This is a genomic window from Pseudoalteromonas sp. SK18, assembly GCF_001974855.1.
In the GTDB taxonomy this organism is placed as follows: domain Bacteria; phylum Pseudomonadota; class Gammaproteobacteria; order Enterobacterales; family Alteromonadaceae; genus Pseudoalteromonas.
The window spans coordinates 25,057-44,495 of record NZ_MTQB01000029.1; the positions used below are offsets into that span (position 1 = coordinate 25,057).

The window sequence follows — 19,439 nt, forward strand, 5'->3', positions numbered from 1 at the left end:
GGGCTAAGCCATGTTAGACAACAACATAAAGAACCAATTAAAAAGCCATTTTGAATCGCTGACTCAGCCTGTTGAGCTGCTTATCGCCTTGGATGACAGCAAAAAGTCAACAGAAGTAGAAAGTTTAGCGAATGATTTAGCATCACTAAGCGATAAGTTTAGTGTGAGTAACAATCCAGATTCTACGGCACGCAGACCTTCAATGGTGGTGCATTCGCCACAAAAAAATACTCATATTACCTTTGCAGGGGTACCTATGGGTCATGAATTTACTAGTTTAGTACTTGCGCTATTGCACACAGGCGGACACCCAAGTAAAGCCAGCCAAGATGATATTGAGCAAATACAATCACTTGATCAAGAACTAAACTTTGAAGTGTATATCAGTTTGAGTTGCCAAACCTGTCCGCAAGTGGTTCAAGCGCTCAATACAATGGCTGCTACAAATAGCAAAATATCTGCCACTATGATTGATGGTGCTCTGTTTCAAGATGAAGTAGAGCAAAGAAATATATTGGCTGTACCCGCTGTTTACTTAAATGGTGAACCTTTTAGCCAAGGGGCAATGAGCCTAACCGATATTCTAAATAAAGTTGATAGCAAAGGTGCACAGCGCCAAGCCAAAGCATTGAATGAAAAATCAGTGTTTGATGTGCTCGTAGTTGGCGGTGGCCCCGCAGGTGCATCAGCAGCTATTTATTCAGCACGTAAAGGCTTAAATACGGGAGTGGTTGCCGATCGATTTGGCGGGCAGGTAGCTGACACATTGGCTATTGAAAACTTTATTTCAGTAAAAGCAACCGAAGGGCCAAAAATGGTGGCCCAGCTTGAGGAGCATGTTAAAGAATACGATGTTGATGTAATGCACAACCAACGCGCTACAAACCTGCAAAAAGGCAGTGATGGCTATGACATTACTTTAGAAAATGGCGCAGTTTTACAAGCAAAATCACTTGTGCTAGCAACCGGCGCACGCTGGCGTGAAATGAACGTACCTGGCGAGCAACAATATAAAGGTCATGGCGTTGCATATTGTCCGCATTGTGATGGCCCATTGTTTAAAGGCAAACCTGTTGCTGTAATAGGTGGCGGAAACTCAGGTATTGAAGCGGCTATTGATTTAGCTAACATTGTAGAGGATGTAACGGTGCTTGAATTTGCCGATACGTTACGTGCTGACGAAGTGCTTATTCGTAAAGCTAATAGCTTAAAAAACATTACTATTATTAAAAATGCACAAACCACTGAAGTACTCGGTGATGGTAATAAAGTGACAGGCCTGAATTATACCGATCGTGTTTCTGGAGAAAGTAAGGAGCTAACTTTAGCCGGTATATTTGTACAAATTGGTTTGATACCAAACACCGAATGGTTACAAGAGAGTGACCTTGAACTTAGTCAATTTGGTGAAATACTCATTGATGCCAAAGGTGCAACGTCGTTACCGGGTATATACGGTGCGGGCGATGCGACCAATACACCATTTAAGCAAATTATTATTGCTATGGGCGCCGGCGCAACTGCGAGCTTAGGTGCCTTTGACTACTTAATTCGCCAAACACCCGATGCAGAGCAAAACGCTGCTTAATAGTGTTTTAGCGTAAGCCTCTTGATAAAACAGCTCTCACCCATAGCTGTTTGTTCACCCAAGCCGCCCTCTCCAAAGGCGGCTTTTTTGTGTGCTATTTAAGTCGGGTAATACCCACTAAAATACATACTGCCCCGCCAATAAAGCCTAGCCATGCTTCTACAGGGGTTTCGCCATTCAATGCGCGGGTAACTTGTGAAGATGCAGAATCGTAAACATCATAACCCCACATACCAAGTGCTACGCCAATAACAATAAGTACAATACCAATGATTTTATTTGTCATAATGATCCTTTGTGTTTTTAGTGCAAGTTAATCTGGGAGACACTCGTTGTTATAATGTGGCTACGCCCAGTCTTTTTAGTGTATTTGTAATTGCTTCTTCTATCGCTGGAAGCTTAAACGGTTTGGCTATAAACATATCCATACCCGCTTGCTGACAGTTTAGTTTATCTTGTGAGGAAGCATTAGCAGTTAACGCTACAATATAGGTTTGTTGCGGGTCACAAATACCTTGTGCTTTTAGTTGCCTAGTGGCCTCGAAACCATCCATGATAGGCATGATGCAATCCATGAAAATAAGGTCAAAATGCTTTTGCTTGCATTTTAACAGGGCATCTTGGCCGTCTATAGCAAAGTCTGATTTTATATTAAACTTATCCAGTGCCGCTTCTAATACAAGCCGGTTTATTTCGTTATCATCTACCACTAAAACCGATAGCTTATTACTATGATTATTAATAGATTTAAGGCTAGGTGTTTGTGTTTGTTGTTTACCAAGCTCAATCGGAATAGTTAAGGTAAAACACGTGCCCACCTTAACCTCACTGGTTACCTCAATTTTGCCATTCATAAAACCAACGAGTTCTTTAACTATGGCTAAGCCTAACCCAGTGCCACCTTTGTTGTTGTTAGCATCAACCTCTTGGGTAAAAGGCTTAAATAATGAGTTTAAATACGCCTCGCTCATACCGCGACCCGTGTCGGTTATTTTAATAGTAAGTAAAGGGTGCTTTGTATCTACTGCTAATTGCGATTCAAGATAAACAGATCCATGCTCTGTAAATTTTAACGCGTTACTCAGTAAATTAGACACAATCTGACTTAGTCGAGAGGTGTCACAGTATACCCAAACATCGTTAGCAATGAGGTTTGTGGCTCGTAGTTCAATATTTTTATTGCTAAATAATACTGAATATAAAGAAACCACATCGGTAAATACCGTTTTAAGCAACGAGTGATGAGGTTCCAGTTTTAATTCACCATGATTTATTTTTGAAAAATCGAGTACTTCATTGATAATACTTAATAATATATCAGCACTTCGTAGGGCAATTTTAATTTTTTCAGCCCGCTTGTCATAATCATGTTCATCTATGAGTGTCGCTAACATACCCGTAATACCATTGAGCGGAGTGCGTAGCTCATGACTAATTTTGGCAAATAGCATACTTCGATCTTTTAATAGCTGCTCAGCAAGTGCTTTTTTTTGTTTTAACTCTTCGCGTAGCTTAACGGCTTCGGTTATATCTTGAAAAGTGCCAAATAATCGCACACATTGGCCGTTATTAAACTCGGCCTCACCAAAAGTCGACACCCAAATGCTTTGCTGTTTAGCGGTAATAATTTCCAGCTCTAAGTGCCATTTTTCCCCTTTAGATACCGCATTTTCTACCGCTTTATTAATACTATCTCGGCTTTTGCCCGCTTTATAAAATTCAATGGCTGTTTCTATATTTGGAGTATAGCCTTCTTCGGCTTGATGAATGCGTCGAGTTTGTTCACTCCAAAACAGGGTGTTATTAACAAGATCGACTTCCCATGTGCCTATATTTGCTACACTTTCAAGCTTTAGTAAAGTGTCACTATTTTTAATGAGGTTAATTTTATCCTGATTACGTGCAAATTCTGAGCCTAACCACTGCGCTAATAATTCAATATAATCATAAGCTTCATCACTAAAAGGAGCACATTCTTGCGCTGATGAAAAGTTAACAGTGCCAAATACCTCTTGGCCTATTCGTATAGGCGCACCAATGTACGCTTCTAATTGGAAATTAATATAGCAAGGGTGATTTGCAATCCTACTTTGCGACGCATTATGAAATGCTAATGCAGAGTTGGCCGACAAGGTATGCGTGCAATAGGTGCCGTTTAACTCAAACTCAGTACCAATAGCAAGAGAATTGTCAGGGGTAATGGCATGTAAAACAGTGTAAGAATTATTTTTCACGCGGCTGATAATAGCCAAGTCGAGCTGAAAAACATCGAGCCCAAAAGCAAGTAAGTCTGCAATTTTTTGATCAAAGCTTAGCTGTTGATTAGAGACTATATTATGAAAGCATCGAAGAAAATTCACAAAAACCCTTAATTTATTTGGTGTGTAACAGAAATACTAGCAAGCACTATGCCTTAATTTAATCTATTTTTTGACAACACGACGACTAACACATAGTCCTTTATTACATTAACTCACTGATTTAACAATTAATAGGTTGAGTTGGCTTTATATTTAGGTTTATAACATCGTCGACTTCTTCTGGATTGATTTTATCGCTCATAATAATTCCTTATATAGGCTTTAGCTTCATTAATACCCATTTGATAGCCAATATCGAGTAGAGCTCGATTTTTAGTGGTGCGACCGACTTTAAACCCTGCTGGTGGGGCAATAATATTTATTTTGCAATCCGGTGGAGCATTATGTAAAAAATCAATACTGGAATTATAGTTTTTAGAGCGCTGTAGGCTGGCCTGTGCAAGTGCAGGGGTATTTTTATAGAGTTGCTTAGTTAACCACGCTACTTTGACATCTTTTTTACGATAGCCTAAAGGTTGAGAAAGGATAACCGTTATTTCTGATGCACCCATTTCATAGGCTTTTATTACTGGAATAGAGTCGGCAACGCCACCATCGGTCATGGCAATACCATTTATTTTTGGATAATCCCGATAAGCTATGGGTATAGCGCAAGAGGCTTTTAATTGCTCTACCATTTCGCTGCCGGTTGCTTGTAAGTAATGGGCTTGCCCAGATTCGATTGCCGTTGCAACAATATAAAAATCGTGAGGAGATTGTGTAAATTCATCGGTGTTTAAAGGAATTTCACGTACTGTTTCTTGCCAAAGCCAGTCTAAATCAAATAAGTGACCGCCTTTAACAAATCGGGGCAGGTTAATAAATTCAGGCCTACACGAATAATCAGTAATCACTTTGTAGTTTCGGGTTGCTTGTTTACATAAATAAGCCGCGACATTCGTTGCTCCAGCAGATACACCAAAATAGCTGGTAAAAGGTTGATATTGCTGTGCTAAAAACTCATCAAGTACGCCTGCGGCAAAAATACCGCGCATGGCACCGCCCTCAACCACTAATGCATGTTGGCTATTGTTCATGTTAACTTCCATCCTTTGACAATACACTCATGCTAACAAGTGTACTTGAACTGTGCGAGCATCTTTTTACTTTGATTCACTACTTTTAAATTGTTTTCTGTAGGCGGTTGGCGAAATAGAAAAAGTGGCTAAAAAATGCTGGCGAAAACTCACGCTTGATGAAAAGCCTGAATCCGTTGCTACTCTATCAATAGTGTGTGAGGTTGTTTCTAACTGTTGCTGTGCTATGGCAAGTCGCTGCTCAAGTAGCCACTGTGTAAATGTTAGCCCCATGGTTTTTTTGAATAAACGAGAGAAATTGCGTCGGCTCATACTGGCTTTATTTGCCAATAAGTCAATATTAAGAGGCTGGGTTACATTATTTATTGCCCAGCTAATGGCGGGCTCCAAGCGGTTGCTATCGATATTTCGGGGTAGGGGTTTTTCAATGTATTGAACTTGTCTGCCACTACGATGTGGTGCAACGACCATTCTTCTAGCTACCCGGTTAGCAATATCAGCACCGTGATCAAGGCGTAATATATGAAGGCAGCAGTCAATTGCCGCAGCTGATCCCGCCGAGGTAAATACATTATCGACATTGATGTATAGTACATCGTTATCAAAATTGACATTGGGGTATTTTTTTGCAAATTCGTCAGCCCATACCCAATGGGTGGATGCCGTTTTACCCTCTAATATTCCCGCCTCTGCTAATACAAAAGCACCTAAACAAAGGCCAACAATTCGTGCTCCACGTGCATGTGCGTTATTAATTGCATTTAGTAATGCTGCAGGCACTACAGTATCAGGATCGCACCAAGCAGGAACAATCACTGTATCTGCATCAGCGATTATAGATAAGTCTTTGTTAATAGTTATAGGCAAACCAGAAAGCGTGTCAACTAGGCCAACGTGTTCAGTACAAACTTCAACATTATAAGGACGTGCGTCTGTACGGTCTAAATCTTCTCCAAAAATACTACACGGAATTGATAAGTGAAATAAGCTGATATTGTTATAAGCAATAATGGCAACGTTGTGCGCAGGCTTAATGTTCATATTTGGCCTAATATCATCGAATGTAGTCCTGAGGGACACTATTGGTGGCAAACTATAAAGTATATTCTGGTTGTATACAAACGTGGCAACTAGGCAGTCGTGCTGCGTTATTTGTTTTTTATTGATTATTAAAGGGTAAAAATATGACAACAACACTGCGTGAATTAAATGGCCTTAGCGATATACCTGCATCACTTTCTAACGCAACGCTTATACTCGTTGATTATCAAAACACATATACGCAAGGCGTAATGGAGTTAGAAGGCTGGCAAGGTGCCCTTAATAATGCCAAGAGTTTACTTGCAGATGCGCGTGCGGCGGGGACTAATATTATTCATGTGGTCCACGATGGTGGCCAAGGTTCGCCTTATGATGTAAACGCCGAAATAGGCCAAATACACCGTAGTGTGGCGCCGATTGATGGTGAGAGCATTATTGTTAAAAAAGCGCCTGATAGCTTTGTAGGCACTGACTTAGGTAAACAAGTGGATGCAATTGGTAATAATAATGTTATTATCATTGGTTTTATGAGCCATATGTGCGTGACATTTACCGCCCAAGGTGCTTTTTTAAGAGGGAATCATGCAACTGTGGTCGCAGATGCTTGTGCAACTCGGGCATTACAAACATCAGTGAGTGAAGTCTCAGCGTTAAATTTACATTCAAGTGCGCTTGCAACTATCAATGATTTATATGCAGTGGTTGTTCCTTCTGCTGCAGAGCTAAGTGATTAAATTTCTGAATAATACATTATAATATTAATGTGGTTAAAGCACTTAACCAGAATTGATATTAAAAAGGGCAGTAATAGTGATATTACTGCCCTTATAATTTAATGTGGTGCTAGTTAGCTAAATGGCTTCAACCCACATAGTGCCCACTTCTTTTTTTACGACCTTAACATGTGTGCCTGCAGGGAGTGGTTGCTTACTTTTTAATTTCCAACTAATTCCTGAATAAAGGTGTATTGTAAGTCCGTTTTCATCAACATCGTCAGCTAAAACAAAATCAAGCTCAGCGAAATCGCTCTGTACACCTTTGTTATCGACCTGGTTTTGCATACGCTTTAGTGGTTTCCATAAAAATAGCGCAAACCCAGCTGTGATAAGCGTGTTACTCCACAATGCGGTAGTTAAAGAGTCATCTAACAAGTTAAAGTTCATCATTAAACCGCTGGCAAACAAAGACATACCTAAAAATAATAATATAAAGGTAGACATACCTAACACAGCCACTTCGATAATGAGCGCAAGCACGCCTAAAATCATCAGTGTTTCAGGTAAGTTGTTAGTAATAAGCGTCATTATTTATCCTCAACAGATTAAAGTTTTTGCTTTTGATTTAGAGAGTTAATAATCGACATGCCTTGTGCAACTAATGAGCTTGCATCAGTGGCGCTATCGGGCAATAAAACAACAGATGACTCTTTCGCGATAGCTTCTTTAGCGGCAATGGCTTTGGTTGCTAAATCGAGTTGAATCGCTTTTTGGCCTTGCTCAGTATCAGCAGCTTCACCCACTTTGCGTAGTGCATCGGCTTGCGCTTCTGCAACGGCAATAATAGCTTTAGCTTCACCCTCAGCGCGCAAGATTTGTTCAGCTTTTTCACCTTCAGCACCTAGAACTTGAGCCTGTTTTTTACCCTCGGCAACATTGATGTTTGCTTGACGATCACCCTCAGATTCTAAAATTTGCGCACGTTTAACACGTTCGGCTTTCATTTGTGCTTCCATCGCTTCCATCACAGATTGTGGTGGCACAATGTCTTTTATTTCGTAACGTAAAACCTGAATACCCCAAGGCTCAGCCGCTTGGTTGATAGAGGTTACGATATTAGTATTGAGAACATCACGTTCTTCAAATGTTTTATCAAGCTCCATTTTACCCAGTTCAGAACGCATCGTAGTTTGTGATAGCTGCGTTACTGCAAATACATAATCGTCGACTCCGTAAGTGGCTTTGTATGGGTCAAGTACACGAAAGTACAATACACCGTCAACAGATAGCGAAATATTGTCTTTGGTAATTGCCGATTGCGAGGGCACATCTTGAGCTTGTTCTTTTAAGCTGCGATCAGCAGCAATACGATCAATAAAAGGTACAATGAAATTTAAGCCTGCTTCTTTAGTTGATTGGTATTTACCAAAACGCTCGATTAACCATGCGCGGTTTTGTGGTACAAATTTAACACTACTTTTTAGTAGCACTAAAACAAAAATCAGTAAAAACGCTTCAACAGTAAAAACAATATTTATAATTTCTGCGATGGGATCCATAGGGTATTTCCTTGTTAATTACATTCAGTCCAAAAACTGCATGGTGTTTATAATTTCAACAAACTACAGATTATCATTAGTTTTTAATTTGTACTATAAAAACAGGAGGTAGGCTATTCATAATAGATTATTCAAAGGTGCATATTTGATTTCTGCCGGCTTTTTTTGCGTTATATAATGCGATGTCAGCGCTCTTTATAATGGTTTGCATGTTGGTGTCAGCCTTTGGGTAATTGGTAAAGGAGCCAAAGCTCAAGGTGATATGAGGAGCAGCCGAAGAAAATTCATGGAGAATATTTAACGCTTTAATTTTTTGCTGTATCAGTAAAGCAAACTCATGACATTGCTCTTTGTTAGAAGCGGGCAAAATAATTGTAAATTCTTCGCCCCCGTACCGAGCCGCTAAATCACCTTCACGCTTACATACGCTTTCTAAAGCACGCGCCACTTGTTTTAATGCGTCATCACCTTTTTGGTGGCCATAATTATCGTTGTAACGTTTAAAAAAATCGATGTCACACATAATCAAACTAATTGGCTGATGGTGCCTGGCGCAACGTTTAATTTCACTTTTTAGTGTAGTATCAAAAAAACGGCGATTAGCAATATTAGTCAGCGCATCGGTATTCGCTAATTTATTGAGCTTAATATTGGCGCTCACTAATTGCTGTTGGGTTAACTGCAACTTTTTTTTATAGTTAATATTTTTAAGTGCATTATTGATGATTTCGCCCACAAGCTTGATTCTAATTAAATCTATTTTGCTCCAATGACGTTTAGTTTTAACACAATCACAACCAATAAACCCGACCAGCTCATCATCAAAACGCAGGCCTATGCACAAAACCGATTGAATACTTTGTTCTTTAAACTCCGCTTTTTCAGCGTCGGCTTTAGTGGGTAATTGCTCAATATCATTGACTTGAAATAGATGGCTCTGATTCATTACTTCAAAAAAATAGGGTAGTTCAACTTTTGGTACATTTTGCAGCCTATCTTTGCAGGCAATGATACCCGTGTTAACCCATTCGTGAGTGTTGGTGATGGTTTCGTTGTCGGTGTTAAATTCAAATAAATAACTGCGGTCAGCCTTTAATACGGTGCCGATGGCTTTGAGGGCAAAGTTAATTTGCTGATCTATATTGTCATTTTGTATATCAATAAGTTTGGTAGAGATTTTAGAGATAATATGATCAAAGTTATATTGCTCCGTAAATGTACGATCTTGCTCTAGAGTGATCATAGTTACAGAGTCATCAACCACAGCATGGTTAATATTTAACAGTTGTGAAGTGGGCTCAGAACCTAATAAAACGGTTGTTATATCAGAAGAAAATAATTGTCCAACACTCACAACTTCATCATTACTAAAGTCGCGCAGCACAAGATTGCTAAAAACATCTTTTTTAACAGCGCTCTCACCCTCTATGCTAAGTAACGTTTTAGCATGCTGATTTAACGTGTAGTGTTGATTTTTATTATCGTAAACAATCACTGCTAAATTAATAAGATTAAAAACCTGCCAAATTGTTTTGTCTGAGTCATGACTCACTGATTTCTCCGCACTTATACCGGCAGGATCTGCCAAATCTTTTAATTATTAATAGTATATGTCTATTTATATTTAGTACAGTTCTTTGCATTTTACTAAGTTTTTAGTGCGTTTAATTGGTCTTCGTATTACAATTGTGACTCTATATCATTACGTACTTTCTAATTTGCTTTTTTTTCATGAGCTTACTTTGTTTCCAGTAAAGGCCTTTTATATTTCATGACAGAAATAACCACACATCACGCCTCCCGTCGCCGTCTACTAATTGCACTTGCAATTACCTGTTCGTTTATGGTGATTCAGCTTATAGGTGCTTATTATGCTAATTCACTGGCTGTTCTTGCCGATGCAGGCCATTTATTTGTTCATAACAGTTCATTATTTATAGCACTTATTGCTTCTAGCTTTGCTATTCATCTGGCTAAAACTTACAACGACGGCCATCAAAAAGCTGAATTAATCGGTGGTCTGATCAACGGGATTTTATATCTCGCCATTAGTTTACTTATTTTATTTGAGGGAGCTGAGCGCTTTATGCATCACAAAGGTGGGCATGAGCTGGTTATAAATAGCTATTTAATGTCGGTGATTGCTGCGATTGGTTTTTTATTTCATGGTGCAGCAGCATGGGTACTTTATAAGGGGCGTAAGGCCAGCATTAACGTGTATGCGGTTTTTTTACATTCGTTTTTTGACTTAATTTCGACTGTTTCTACTTTTGTAGCCGGTGTACTAATTTACATAACAGGTTGGAATGTGATTGATATTTTATCGAGTATGTTAATTGCCTCATTTGTACTGTTTACGGGAATTAAGGTGATAATTAGTTGTATTAAAGGGCTACGCTCTAACAAAGCAAAACTGCCTGAAGTTCAAGATATCGAAACAGAAATAACCAACATGGAGCACGTTGCCAATGTGCACAATGTTACCGTTGTTCGTAAAAATAAAAAAGTGATAGTGGGTGCTCACGTGGTGTTGAAGCAACATTGCACTATAGAAAAACATGATGAAGAGTGTCGTTTAGAAGTAATTAAACTACTTGCAGATAAATTTAATGTTCGCAACAGTGTACTGCAAATTGAAAGTTATGAATGCAAACATATACATTAAGTTGTTAACCTATAAATTTAGTAACTAGGTTAACAACTCACTTTCATTACTGCGTTTTTATATCAAATCAATAATCTTCTCAAAGCATTCAGGGCTCATTAAATCGTTGGCACTCATAGGGCGGGCGAAATAGTAACCTTGAAGCTTATGACAACCTATATTCGTTAAAAAGTCGAGTTGCTCTCGTGTCTCTACCCCTTCTGCAATACAATATAGCTCTAAGTTTTCAGCAAGCGAGTAAATAGTCTTAATAATCGATTCGTCGCCTTTATCTATGCCAATGCTATTTACAAAGCTTTGATCAATTTTTATTACGTTAATTGGAAATTGACTCAAATAAGTGAGTGATGAATAGCCAGTACCAAAATCATCAAGAAATAGCTTAAACCCAGCTGCTTGAAGGCTCTTGAGTTGTTTAGCTGCTTTGTACTTATCTTCTAGCAGCGTGTTTTCTGTGATTTCTAGGCGTATTTGCTGTGGTTTTATGTTGGCTTTTTCAAGTATAGCGCTCAGTCGTTGGGTTATGTTAGCTTTCAGAATATGTTTTGGTGATATGTTCAACGACACATAAAACTGCGGGTTAATGCTAAGAATAGGCGCAAGCTCTGTGATTGCACGTTGTAATGCTTGCTCAGTGAGCATATCAATTAGGCCTGTTTCTTCTGCCACCGGTATAAATAAAGCCGGAGAGATTAGTTTTCCTTGATTTTCCCAGCGCATTAATAACTCAACACCGCTTATTGTTTTATCTTTTGTGTTAACTACTGGTTGGTAATGGTTAAAGAACTGATTATCTTTTGCGGCGTCTTTTAAGTCGTTTTCAAGAATAAGCTTTTGTTTTATTTGCTCATTCATTTTTTCATTAAAAAACTGAAATCCATTTCGACCTGCTTGTTTTGCATGCATCATGGCAATATCTGCATTACGGATCAAAGCATCGGTTGAGTTTGCATCATGAGGGTACAAGGCAATACCAATACTGGCAGAAATATTGATAGAAAAGTCATCAATAATAACTTTACTTGCCAGCTCACTACTCATTTCGTTAAGCGTATTTTGTAGCGAGGACATAGAGGTAATATTTTCGATTAATACTAAAAACTCATCACCACTTTGTCGCCCGAAGGTTGCATGGTCACCTAAGTATAGGGCAACCCTTTCGGTAATGTTACACAGTAATTTGTCGCCCACAGCGTGGCCAAATGAATCATTCACGGGTTTGAATTTATCTAAATCTATAAATATCACCGCACATTGCAAGTCGTTTTTGGCGGCCTTTGTTATGGCATTTTCAATCTTTTGATTCATTAAACTACGATTAGGTAACCCGGTTAACGCATCATAGTTAGCCAGATAACGCAGCTCATTTTCAGCGCGCTTCTGTTCGGTTAAGTCTGTAATAACAACAACATAATACCCAACTTTACCTTTTTCATTAGCAACAGCTGTGGCGCTTAAATGAATAGGGTGTTGCTTTGCTTTTGTAGTATTAACATAGGCATTTGTTCGCCAATTCTCTTTGGGTTGCAGTGCCTTTAATGTGGCTGCAAATTCTTTACATTTGGTTTGCCCAATGGCTTTGATAAATAGCTCTGAGGTAACAGCTCCCTCATCACCATCATCAGAAAATACCTCCATAAAGCTATTATTAGCTGAAAAAGGCATTAGATTTTCGTCTAGGATAAGTAAAAAGTCATTGATTTGGCTAAATGCTTCACCGAGTATTTTTGCTTGCTGTTCATTTGCTAACTGCTCGGTAATATTAGTAAAAATACCAGATACATACTCAGGCTTTTTACTGTCTTCATTATAAATAATTTGCCCTAGGTCATGAAACCACAACCAATGGCCATCTTTGTGACGTAATCGATATGTCGCTTGCCAGTCTTGTGGCTGAGTTTGTTTTATAAATGCATTCCATTTATTTTCTATTCTATGACGCTCATCAGGGTGCATAATATTAAAGAAGCTATGTATATCAATACGCTCAGGTATATTTTCATAGCCTAATTCTTCACCTCTGGCTGTATTAACTGAGTTGTCTGCAAAGCTATAGTTCCAAACGCCACTCTTATTACTTTTTAGTGCAAGCTCTGTTTGAGTTTTAGAATGAATGGCTGCTCGATGAGCGCGTTCAATCGCTATTTTACGGCTTCGGTATTGCCAAAAAAATAAAAACAGAATTATGAACACCGCGAGGAAGTAGCATGTGTAAGCAATAGGAGACTGCCAAGGTGCATAGGCAACACTAAACTTAAGCATTACAGGATCACTAGTAATGACTCCATTTCGCTGCTGAGTAAACACTGATAGTTCATAGTCACCGGGTTGTAATTTAGTAAAAAACACATGATTAGATTTTAAATCGTCATAACTTAAAGATGAGGGACCACTCAACTCTACTTTGTAATAAGTTTTACTTGTATTTTTATAATCAAAATTAGAAAACCGAACTGTTAACCCCATGTCATCGTGTTTTAGCATTAACGGCGCATTACGATATTTTTCAGGCGCATAATTGAGTGACTTTGAAAACAAGCTAATATCGGTGAACGCCAATTTGCTATCAGTGTTTTGTTGCTCACTATTAAATTGATTAGGGTCAAACTGCAGCAATCCACTGCGATTACCAAATACGAGTTCATTATTTTGTAATTTAATTGCTGCAAGTGCAGTAAAGTGGTTGTTGCTTAAGCCATCTTTAATTGTATAAGTGGTTATGTTTAACGTATTTAAATTAAGTTGATATAACCCGTTGTCAGAACTAATCCATAAAAAGTCATTGTCATCGGCAATAAGTTTATAAATGGCATTAGTATTGAGAGAGTTGTTTGCATTAAAGGTATGCACTATTTGATATGTTTTTGAGTCTACGGCAATTAAGCCCTCTTGTGTGGTTGCTAACCATAGCAGTTCACGTTTAGTGTCTAAGTAATAGTTTTCTACCGTATGATAAAGGTTGTTTTTTGCCGTTTTAGATTTAAAAATAGTAATTAACGTGCCTGTTTCTTCGTTGAAACGATAAAACGTGTCAGACGTACTTAACAGTAGTTCACCAGGATAAGCTTCTGAGGGAGCATGAAATGCGTAAGCATGCAATGGTGAAACTTGCTCTTTTAATCCTTTGATAATTCTGTTTTCGCCGGTATTCGCGTTAAAAATATAAAAATTATCATTATTGATGTAAGCAAAGGTATCAGGAGCGACTTGAGCAATACCAAATATATAGTCAGTATTTAGCTTATGCTCAGTGATAAATTTGTTTTGTTCAAACTTTCCTGTTTCTTTGTTGAAAAGTTCAAGCCCAAAAAAAGTCGCTAGCCATAGATAGTTGTCGCCTTTATTATTTGCAGAAAAAATATCTCCGATAGAAGATAAACCATAAACTGCTTTTTTATCTTTAGATTGTAAAAATAAATCACTCGTTTTAGTTTTTGAGTTGTAGCGAACAAGCCCATCGTCAGTGCCTATCCAGAGCAATTGTTCTGTGTCTTGGTAAATAACATTTACAATATTATTATCCGGTAGGCTGACTCTTTTAAATTTTTTTGTTTGTGCTGCCCACGTTAATACACCATGGGTTCTTGAACCAAGCCATAACAAACCAGATTCATCAAACATAATATCGTTGATCGTATTTTCTGTTATGTTGTAGCTACTATCTTTGAAATTTAAAATAGGGGTGAGTTTTGAGGTTGCTCTATCAAATTCAAATAGCCCACTTTCTGTAGCAATAAATTCACCATAGGGTGTGTTTACATAATCCCAAATATTATAGTCATTAATTAATGTTGATAATTCCGAGGGATTTATATTTTTATTTTCATTAAAAGCAATCCGATACATCCCCTCAACCGTACCAACTAGCAACCCAAGTTCATCATCTATAGATAAAAATTTTACATTGTTACTATCATTGGTAACTTCTTGGGTGTCATTGAGTACTATTTGTTGGAGCTCGTTATTGTCAAAGCTATAAGCGTATAGCCCCTGATCGGAACCAACATATAATATATTTTGGTGCAGTGATAATGCTCGAATAAATATGTTTTCATCAGGCAAAGATGCAACGAGTGCTAGTTTTTTTGATTTTTTATCAAAACGGTACACGTGGGAATCAATAGAAAAATAAAAGTGTGTAGGCTGCTCAACGACTGCAGTAATGGGAGAAAACTTTTCTTCATTTTGATTCAAATGTCCTGAATATATCTGCTCAGCAGTTAAAGTATGTGGGTCAATTAAATAGCTTCCTGCAAGTTGTGTGCTAACTATTATTTTGCCGTCGTTAGCTTTGTAGATATTGATTACATAATTGTTTTTTAAACCTGTTGCGCTTTCGTAAGGGGTGGCTCGGTAACCGTCAAAACGATATAAGCCTTGGGTAGTTGCTATCCAAACGTAACCGATATCATCTTGTATTGATTTCACTATAAAGCTTTGCGACAGTTGCTCGTTGCTAGTAATACGTTGTAATTGTTCAGAATAAGTTTGTGAAGCAAAGCTCTGCTGCATACAAACTAATAAAAATATATGAACAATAAAGAAAAACTTACTCAAAAGCACTTCCCCTTTTTAACTGACAAGCTTGGTATTTAGTATTGGTGTAATATAACATGAGTTTAATTTAAAAATTACAAAAAGCATTAAATGTGAACTAATTGTTGTGTTTTTGTGTGGGCATTACACGTTATTCTAATTAAAGTAAAAGGACTACAGATGAATTTTAGAGAAAATATCAACTTAGAACATAGCGTACTTTTAGTAATCGACTTACAAAGTAAATTGGCACCCGCTATAGCTTCATTTAATACCACCTTAGATTGTGCTTTACAGCTTGCAAATGCAAGTGCTATTCATCAAATTCCTTCAATAATTACAGAGCATTATAAAAAAGGACTAGGTGAAAGTGATGAGAAAATTAAGCAAGCTTTACCAAACGCTCAGTATATTGAAAAAATAAATTTTAGTGCCTGCGCCGAAGACGGTTTTTTAGATACTCTTTCGCAATTACAACGACCTCATGTGGTGGTTATTGGCACTGAAGCGCATGTCTGTGTGTTACAAACATGTTTAGATTTACTACAACAAGGGTATGCAGTAACAGTTGCTGCTGATGCAATAGCCTCACGAAATGTAGAGCATAAAGCCATTGCGGTTGAGCAGCTTCGTCAAGCAGGTGCTATAATATCTTGCGTTGAAACTATTATATTTCAATGGACAAAAAAAGCAGGGACGTCTACTTTTAAACAAATATTATCAATAGTTAAGTAGCGCACTAAAAACATTTTTAAATCAAACAGTATAATCATTCTTAGTTTGATTTAAGATTAAAAATTGCGAGTTGTTGTAGGTTATACTAACAATGAGCGTGTTTAATTATTATAAAATTAATTAAGGTTTTTATGTCTAGTGTGAGTCGATTGTTTACAATCATATTCTGTTTATTATTTGTAGAGTCTATTGGTATAGGCCTTTATTTTGATACATTAACAGAGGCATTTCTGGTCGGCTTGCCCTTATGCTTGCTTCCTATTTGGTTATTAAAAACCCAACCCGAAAGTAAACTTACACCTCATGTTGTCGCTGCTGCAATTATGATGTTTTCATTTTTGCATATTCAGCAAGCGTATGGGCTTATTGAGGTGCATTTCGAAATATTTATTTTCTTAGCCATGCTGATAATGTTTGTTGAATGGCGAGTATTTATTACGGCCATTGTGTTTGTTGCTATTCATCATTTATCTTTTTACTACGTGCAGACTCAAAATACGGGGTTTTATGTTTTCGACCCTGATCGTTTAGCTTTTTCAACGGTACTCATTCATGCGGCCTATGCCATTGTTGAAGCGCTTGTTGCTGGCTTTATTGCAGTGACATTAAAACGTGAAGGTCGTGCGGGTTTGTCGTTAAGTTATGCCACTGAACAAATAATGCAAGACCCTAATCAGATAAAACTCTCGATGCGAGCAGATGATACAGATAGCAGTACAGTGGTAGGCTTTAACACTCTGCTGGAATACTTGTCGGATGTTATTAAGCAGGTTCAAACTCAATCTGATTCATTAAAAAATAACTCCCAAGAGCTTATAAATGTGCACGATAAGTTAGCAGACAGTGCGAAACACCGAAATATACAAACAGATGATATTGCTAATTCAGGTTCACAAGTAGCCCATGGCTTTAAACTGGTTGAGCAAGAAAGCGATATTTTAAAGCAGCAAGTTAGCAGTATTACCGATTCTGCCCATGTTGCTTTGCAAGAAGTGTTACAAACAGACAGTAAAAGCAAAGAGTTGCTCACGTTATTAAACAATACAGAAGAGCAGTTAAGCCACTTAGTGGCTGCTGGCGATGTAATTACAAGTTTGTTGAATGAAATATCAGGTATAGCCGATCAAACTAACTTGTTAGCTTTAAATGCTGCAATTGAAGCCGCCAGAGCGGGCGAGCATGGTCGTGGTTTTGCTGTAGTTGCAGATGAGGTTCGTTCTTTAGCGAATAACAGCCAGCAAACAACAGCAAAAATAGCATCAACGTTAACAGATTTGGTGAATAATAGTCGTACTTCAACACAATCGATGAATCAGTGTGTTGAGTTTGTTGTAGATCTAACAAAAATTAGTGCCACCATGAAAGAAAATATTTCGTCAATGAGTGAGCAAATACAGGCCGTATCTTCAAGCTCTAACTCGGTTGCGCAAGTAGTTGCTGAACAGGCTGGAAATACCGAACAGATTGCAACTAGCACAGATCAAATGCGCCAACGCCAACATGAAGATGGAAAAATTGTTGAACAACTCACCGCCAAGGTACAAATGATTGATGTCAGTATCGACGTGTTAGAGCAAAGTATTGCAAAATTTAACTAATAAGCGCTATTTTATTTTTGCATTGATTGGTGTGTGGCTTGTCGTTGTTGTGTCGGGTTTAGTGTATTTTCAACTTGGGCAATTAAAGCCGTTTGATGAAAATAAAATGCTGGAACGACACAATTGGTTTTCGCAATTTAAACAGCAAGTGGTTTGGCAAAACAAAGATACAGCGCAACTACTTATCATCACAGAAGATAATTGTGGTTGTACCATACAAGCTAAACCACATTTATCAGCCTTACAACGCTTTGCGAAAAATCAAGGCGTTGAAGTGCAAACATTTAAATTGAATAGCCAGCTAAAGTCAGTGGTCCCGGCAACGCCAGCTGCAGTGTTAATTGATAAAAACGGTGATTTTGTTTATGCAGGGCCTTTATCAGAAGGCTTGGCTTGTTCACAAGGTAGTGGGTTTGTAGAGACCGTGATCAGTAATCTACAAGCTGGTTTTAACTCGTCATTATTAATTGCCAATACAAAAGGGTGTTATTGTATTAACCGAGTGTAAAAGAGGCCCATTTTTATTCTACGATAACTGCTTATACATCCTTGAACCGCTTACCTACTTTAGGTAAGCGGTTTTTTGTTGTAGGTTACTTAATCACACCATGGTTATTAAGCCATAAACACCTAGTAATACAAATACAGTGGCGGCAATAGCTCTTACTGTGTTTAACGGGATCCGTTTTAGTAATGCCTTACCAGCATAAATAACAGGTACATTTGCGATTAGCATACCCAGGGTTGTACCAATTGTTACCCACAAAACAGATTGATATTGTGCACCTAATAACACAGTCGCTATTTGAGTTTTGTCGCCAATCTCAGCGATAAAAAATAAAATTAAAGCCACTAAAAATGCGCCATAACGATCGTACTTGTGGCTCACAGCCTCGTCTTTATCAGGGATAAGCAGCCATAAGCCAACAACAATAAAGCTTATATTGACTACCCAAGGTAGGTATTCAACAGCAAAATTACCACTTACCCAATCACCAAACCACGCAGACAAACCATGATTGATTATAGTAGCGGCAAGAATACCTAAAATAAGCGCTATTTTATTATGAAAACGTGCCGCGAGTAGTAACGATAAAAGCTGAGTTTTATCACCAATTTCGGCAAGGGCAACAGTGACGGTAGAGGTTAAAAAAATATCCATTAATATAATCTTCAGGCGGGAATACTAAACCAAGGCAAACAACTATCTCCCGCCATGAGGATAGTGTCTACCTAGGTCTCGCCGATAACGCTTGCTACAACATTACAAACTTACCATGCACATGAGGTGCAATTATGTTGATAAGTTTACTCATTACTGAGCGGGCTACTCCCCTAAGAGGATGGCGATTATTCCACAAAGTTTAAAGCAGGTAAATATTTATTAAATTAATCTTAATTCTCAATATTATTAATTCTGAACTTCCCAGCTTTCAGTAGACACCGGCTTATAATTTTAAAGTAAAAAACGGAAGTATGAATCGCCCCGTGTTTGCCAGAGACTCAATAACTTGAGAAACTGGAACTATGAAAAAATCAAATCGCTATACATCAGAATTTCGTGAACGTGCAATTAGGCTTGTTACCACACAACAGCATGAATA

Annotated in this window: 15 protein-coding genes; 6 read left to right on the plus strand and 9 right to left on the minus strand. The window is 38.1% G+C overall.

Annotated features, from left to right (window positions below):
- Positions 1–10: 10 nt before the first annotated feature.
- On the plus strand, positions 11–1,588 hold the full coding sequence (ahpF, locus tag BW139_RS16365; protein ID WP_076920359.1) for an alkyl hydroperoxide reductase subunit F: 1,578 nt from the start codon (positions 11–13) through the stop codon (positions 1,586–1,588).
- Positions 1,589–1,682: 94 nt separating this feature from the next.
- On the opposite strand, the gene BW139_RS16370 is transcribed toward ahpF, so the two are convergent.
- The 4 genes from BW139_RS16370 to BW139_RS16385 all read right to left on the minus strand — a co-directional run bounded on the left by BW139_RS16370 (position 1,683) and on the right by BW139_RS16385 (position 6,026).
- Positions 1,683–1,874, minus strand: coding sequence for a DUF3185 family protein (locus tag BW139_RS16370; protein WP_076920360.1), 192 nt, complete (start codon positions 1,872–1,874; stop codon positions 1,683–1,685).
- A 49-nt stretch (positions 1,875–1,923) separates the two neighbouring features.
- The gene (locus BW139_RS16375; protein ID WP_076920361.1) at positions 1,924–3,948 is read right to left on the minus strand and encodes an ATP-binding protein; all 2,025 of its coding nucleotides are present in this window, start codon (positions 3,946–3,948) and stop codon (positions 1,924–1,926) included.
- 191 nt (positions 3,949–4,139) lie between these two features.
- A complete protein-coding gene (locus BW139_RS16380; protein ID WP_076920362.1) occupies positions 4,140–4,985 on the minus strand; it encodes a patatin family protein in 846 nt (281 codons plus the stop codon).
- 66 nt (positions 4,986–5,051) lie between these two features.
- Complete coding sequence (locus BW139_RS16385) at positions 5,052–6,026, minus strand: GlxA family transcriptional regulator (RefSeq protein WP_076920363.1); 975 nt, start codon at positions 6,024–6,026, stop codon at positions 5,052–5,054.
- Positions 6,027–6,169: 143 nt separating this feature from the next.
- On the opposite strand from BW139_RS16385, the gene BW139_RS16390 reads away from it, so the two are divergent.
- A complete protein-coding gene (locus tag BW139_RS16390) occupies positions 6,170–6,760 on the plus strand; it encodes a cysteine hydrolase family protein (RefSeq protein WP_076920364.1) in 591 nt (196 codons plus the stop codon).
- 117 nt (positions 6,761–6,877) lie between these two features.
- On the opposite strand, the gene BW139_RS16395 is transcribed toward BW139_RS16390, so the two are convergent.
- The 3 genes from BW139_RS16395 to BW139_RS16405 all read right to left on the minus strand — a co-directional run bounded on the left by BW139_RS16395 (position 6,878) and on the right by BW139_RS16405 (position 9,853).
- Positions 6,878–7,330: an NfeD family protein gene (locus BW139_RS16395; RefSeq protein ID WP_076920365.1), complete on the minus strand. Its 453-nt coding sequence runs from the start codon at positions 7,328–7,330 to the stop codon at positions 6,878–6,880.
- A gap of 17 nt (positions 7,331–7,347) precedes the next feature.
- Positions 7,348–8,301, minus strand: a complete 954-nt coding sequence (locus BW139_RS16400) for a slipin family protein (RefSeq protein ID WP_076920366.1) — start codon at positions 8,299–8,301, stop codon at positions 7,348–7,350.
- 127 nt (positions 8,302–8,428) lie between these two features.
- The gene (locus BW139_RS16405; protein ID WP_076920367.1) at positions 8,429–9,853 is read right to left on the minus strand and encodes a diguanylate cyclase domain-containing protein; all 1,425 of its coding nucleotides are present in this window, start codon (positions 9,851–9,853) and stop codon (positions 8,429–8,431) included.
- Positions 9,854–10,072: 219 nt separating this feature from the next.
- On the opposite strand from BW139_RS16405, the gene BW139_RS16410 reads away from it, so the two are divergent.
- Positions 10,073–10,966 (plus strand): cation diffusion facilitator family transporter, encoded by an 894-nt coding sequence (locus BW139_RS16410; protein WP_076920368.1) that lies wholly within the window; start codon positions 10,073–10,075, stop codon positions 10,964–10,966.
- 57 nt (positions 10,967–11,023) lie between these two features.
- Here the strand turns inward: BW139_RS16410 and BW139_RS16415 are convergent, their stop codons facing one another.
- Positions 11,024–15,523 carry an EAL domain-containing protein gene (locus BW139_RS16415; protein ID WP_083708684.1) on the minus strand — a complete coding sequence of 1,500 codons (4,500 nt, stop codon included), beginning with the start codon at positions 15,521–15,523 and terminating at the stop codon, positions 11,024–11,026.
- Between the two features lie 159 nt (positions 15,524–15,682).
- Between BW139_RS16415 and BW139_RS16420 the strand changes: the two genes are divergently transcribed.
- The 3 genes from BW139_RS16420 (at position 15,683) to BW139_RS16430 (ending at position 18,343) form a co-directional block, all read left to right on the plus strand.
- The gene (locus BW139_RS16420; RefSeq protein WP_008466986.1) at positions 15,683–16,237 is read left to right on the plus strand and encodes an isochorismatase family protein; all 555 of its coding nucleotides are present in this window, start codon (positions 15,683–15,685) and stop codon (positions 16,235–16,237) included.
- A 131-nt stretch (positions 16,238–16,368) separates the two neighbouring features.
- Positions 16,369–17,835 carry a methyl-accepting chemotaxis protein gene (locus tag BW139_RS16425; RefSeq protein ID WP_076920369.1) on the plus strand — a complete coding sequence of 489 codons (1,467 nt, stop codon included), beginning with the start codon at positions 16,369–16,371 and terminating at the stop codon, positions 17,833–17,835.
- A complete protein-coding gene (locus BW139_RS16430) occupies positions 17,819–18,343 on the plus strand; it encodes a DUF6436 domain-containing protein (protein ID WP_076920370.1) in 525 nt (174 codons plus the stop codon). Before BW139_RS16425 ends, BW139_RS16430 begins: the two co-directional genes overlap by 17 nt.
- A gap of 93 nt (positions 18,344–18,436) precedes the next feature.
- Here the strand turns inward: BW139_RS16430 and BW139_RS16435 are convergent, their stop codons facing one another.
- Entirely contained in the window at positions 18,437–18,997 is a 561-nt protein-coding gene (locus BW139_RS16435) for a TMEM165/GDT1 family protein (RefSeq protein ID WP_076920371.1), read from the minus strand.
- Between the last annotated feature and the right edge of the window lie 442 nt (positions 18,998–19,439).

Excerpts from the sequence above, each read along its gene's own strand:
- ahpF (WP_076920359.1), top strand. The coding sequence starts at position 11 with ATGTTAGACAACAACATAAAGAACCAATTAAAAAGCCATTTTGAATCG.
- BW139_RS16370 (WP_076920360.1), bottom strand. The coding sequence starts at position 1,874 with ATGACAAATAAAATCATTGGTATTGTACTTATTGTTATTGGCGTAGCA.
- BW139_RS16380 (WP_076920362.1), bottom strand. The coding sequence starts at position 4,985 with ATGAACAATAGCCAACATGCATTAGTGGTTGAGGGCGGTGCCATGCGC.
- BW139_RS16385 (WP_076920363.1), bottom strand. The coding sequence starts at position 6,026 with ATGAACATTAAGCCTGCGCACAACGTTGCCATTATTGCTTATAACAAT.
- BW139_RS16390 (WP_076920364.1), top strand. The coding sequence starts at position 6,170 with ATGACAACAACACTGCGTGAATTAAATGGCCTTAGCGATATACCTGCA.
- BW139_RS16395 (WP_076920365.1), bottom strand. The coding sequence starts at position 7,330 with ATGACGCTTATTACTAACAACTTACCTGAAACACTGATGATTTTAGGC.
- BW139_RS16400 (WP_076920366.1), bottom strand. The coding sequence starts at position 8,301 with ATGGATCCCATCGCAGAAATTATAAATATTGTTTTTACTGTTGAAGCG.
- BW139_RS16410 (WP_076920368.1), top strand. The coding sequence starts at position 10,073 with ATGACAGAAATAACCACACATCACGCCTCCCGTCGCCGTCTACTAATT.
- BW139_RS16420 (WP_008466986.1), top strand. The coding sequence starts at position 15,683 with ATGAATTTTAGAGAAAATATCAACTTAGAACATAGCGTACTTTTAGTA.
- BW139_RS16425 (WP_076920369.1), top strand. The coding sequence starts at position 16,369 with ATGTCTAGTGTGAGTCGATTGTTTACAATCATATTCTGTTTATTATTT.
- BW139_RS16435 (WP_076920371.1), bottom strand. The coding sequence starts at position 18,997 with ATGGATATTTTTTTAACCTCTACCGTCACTGTTGCCCTTGCCGAAATT.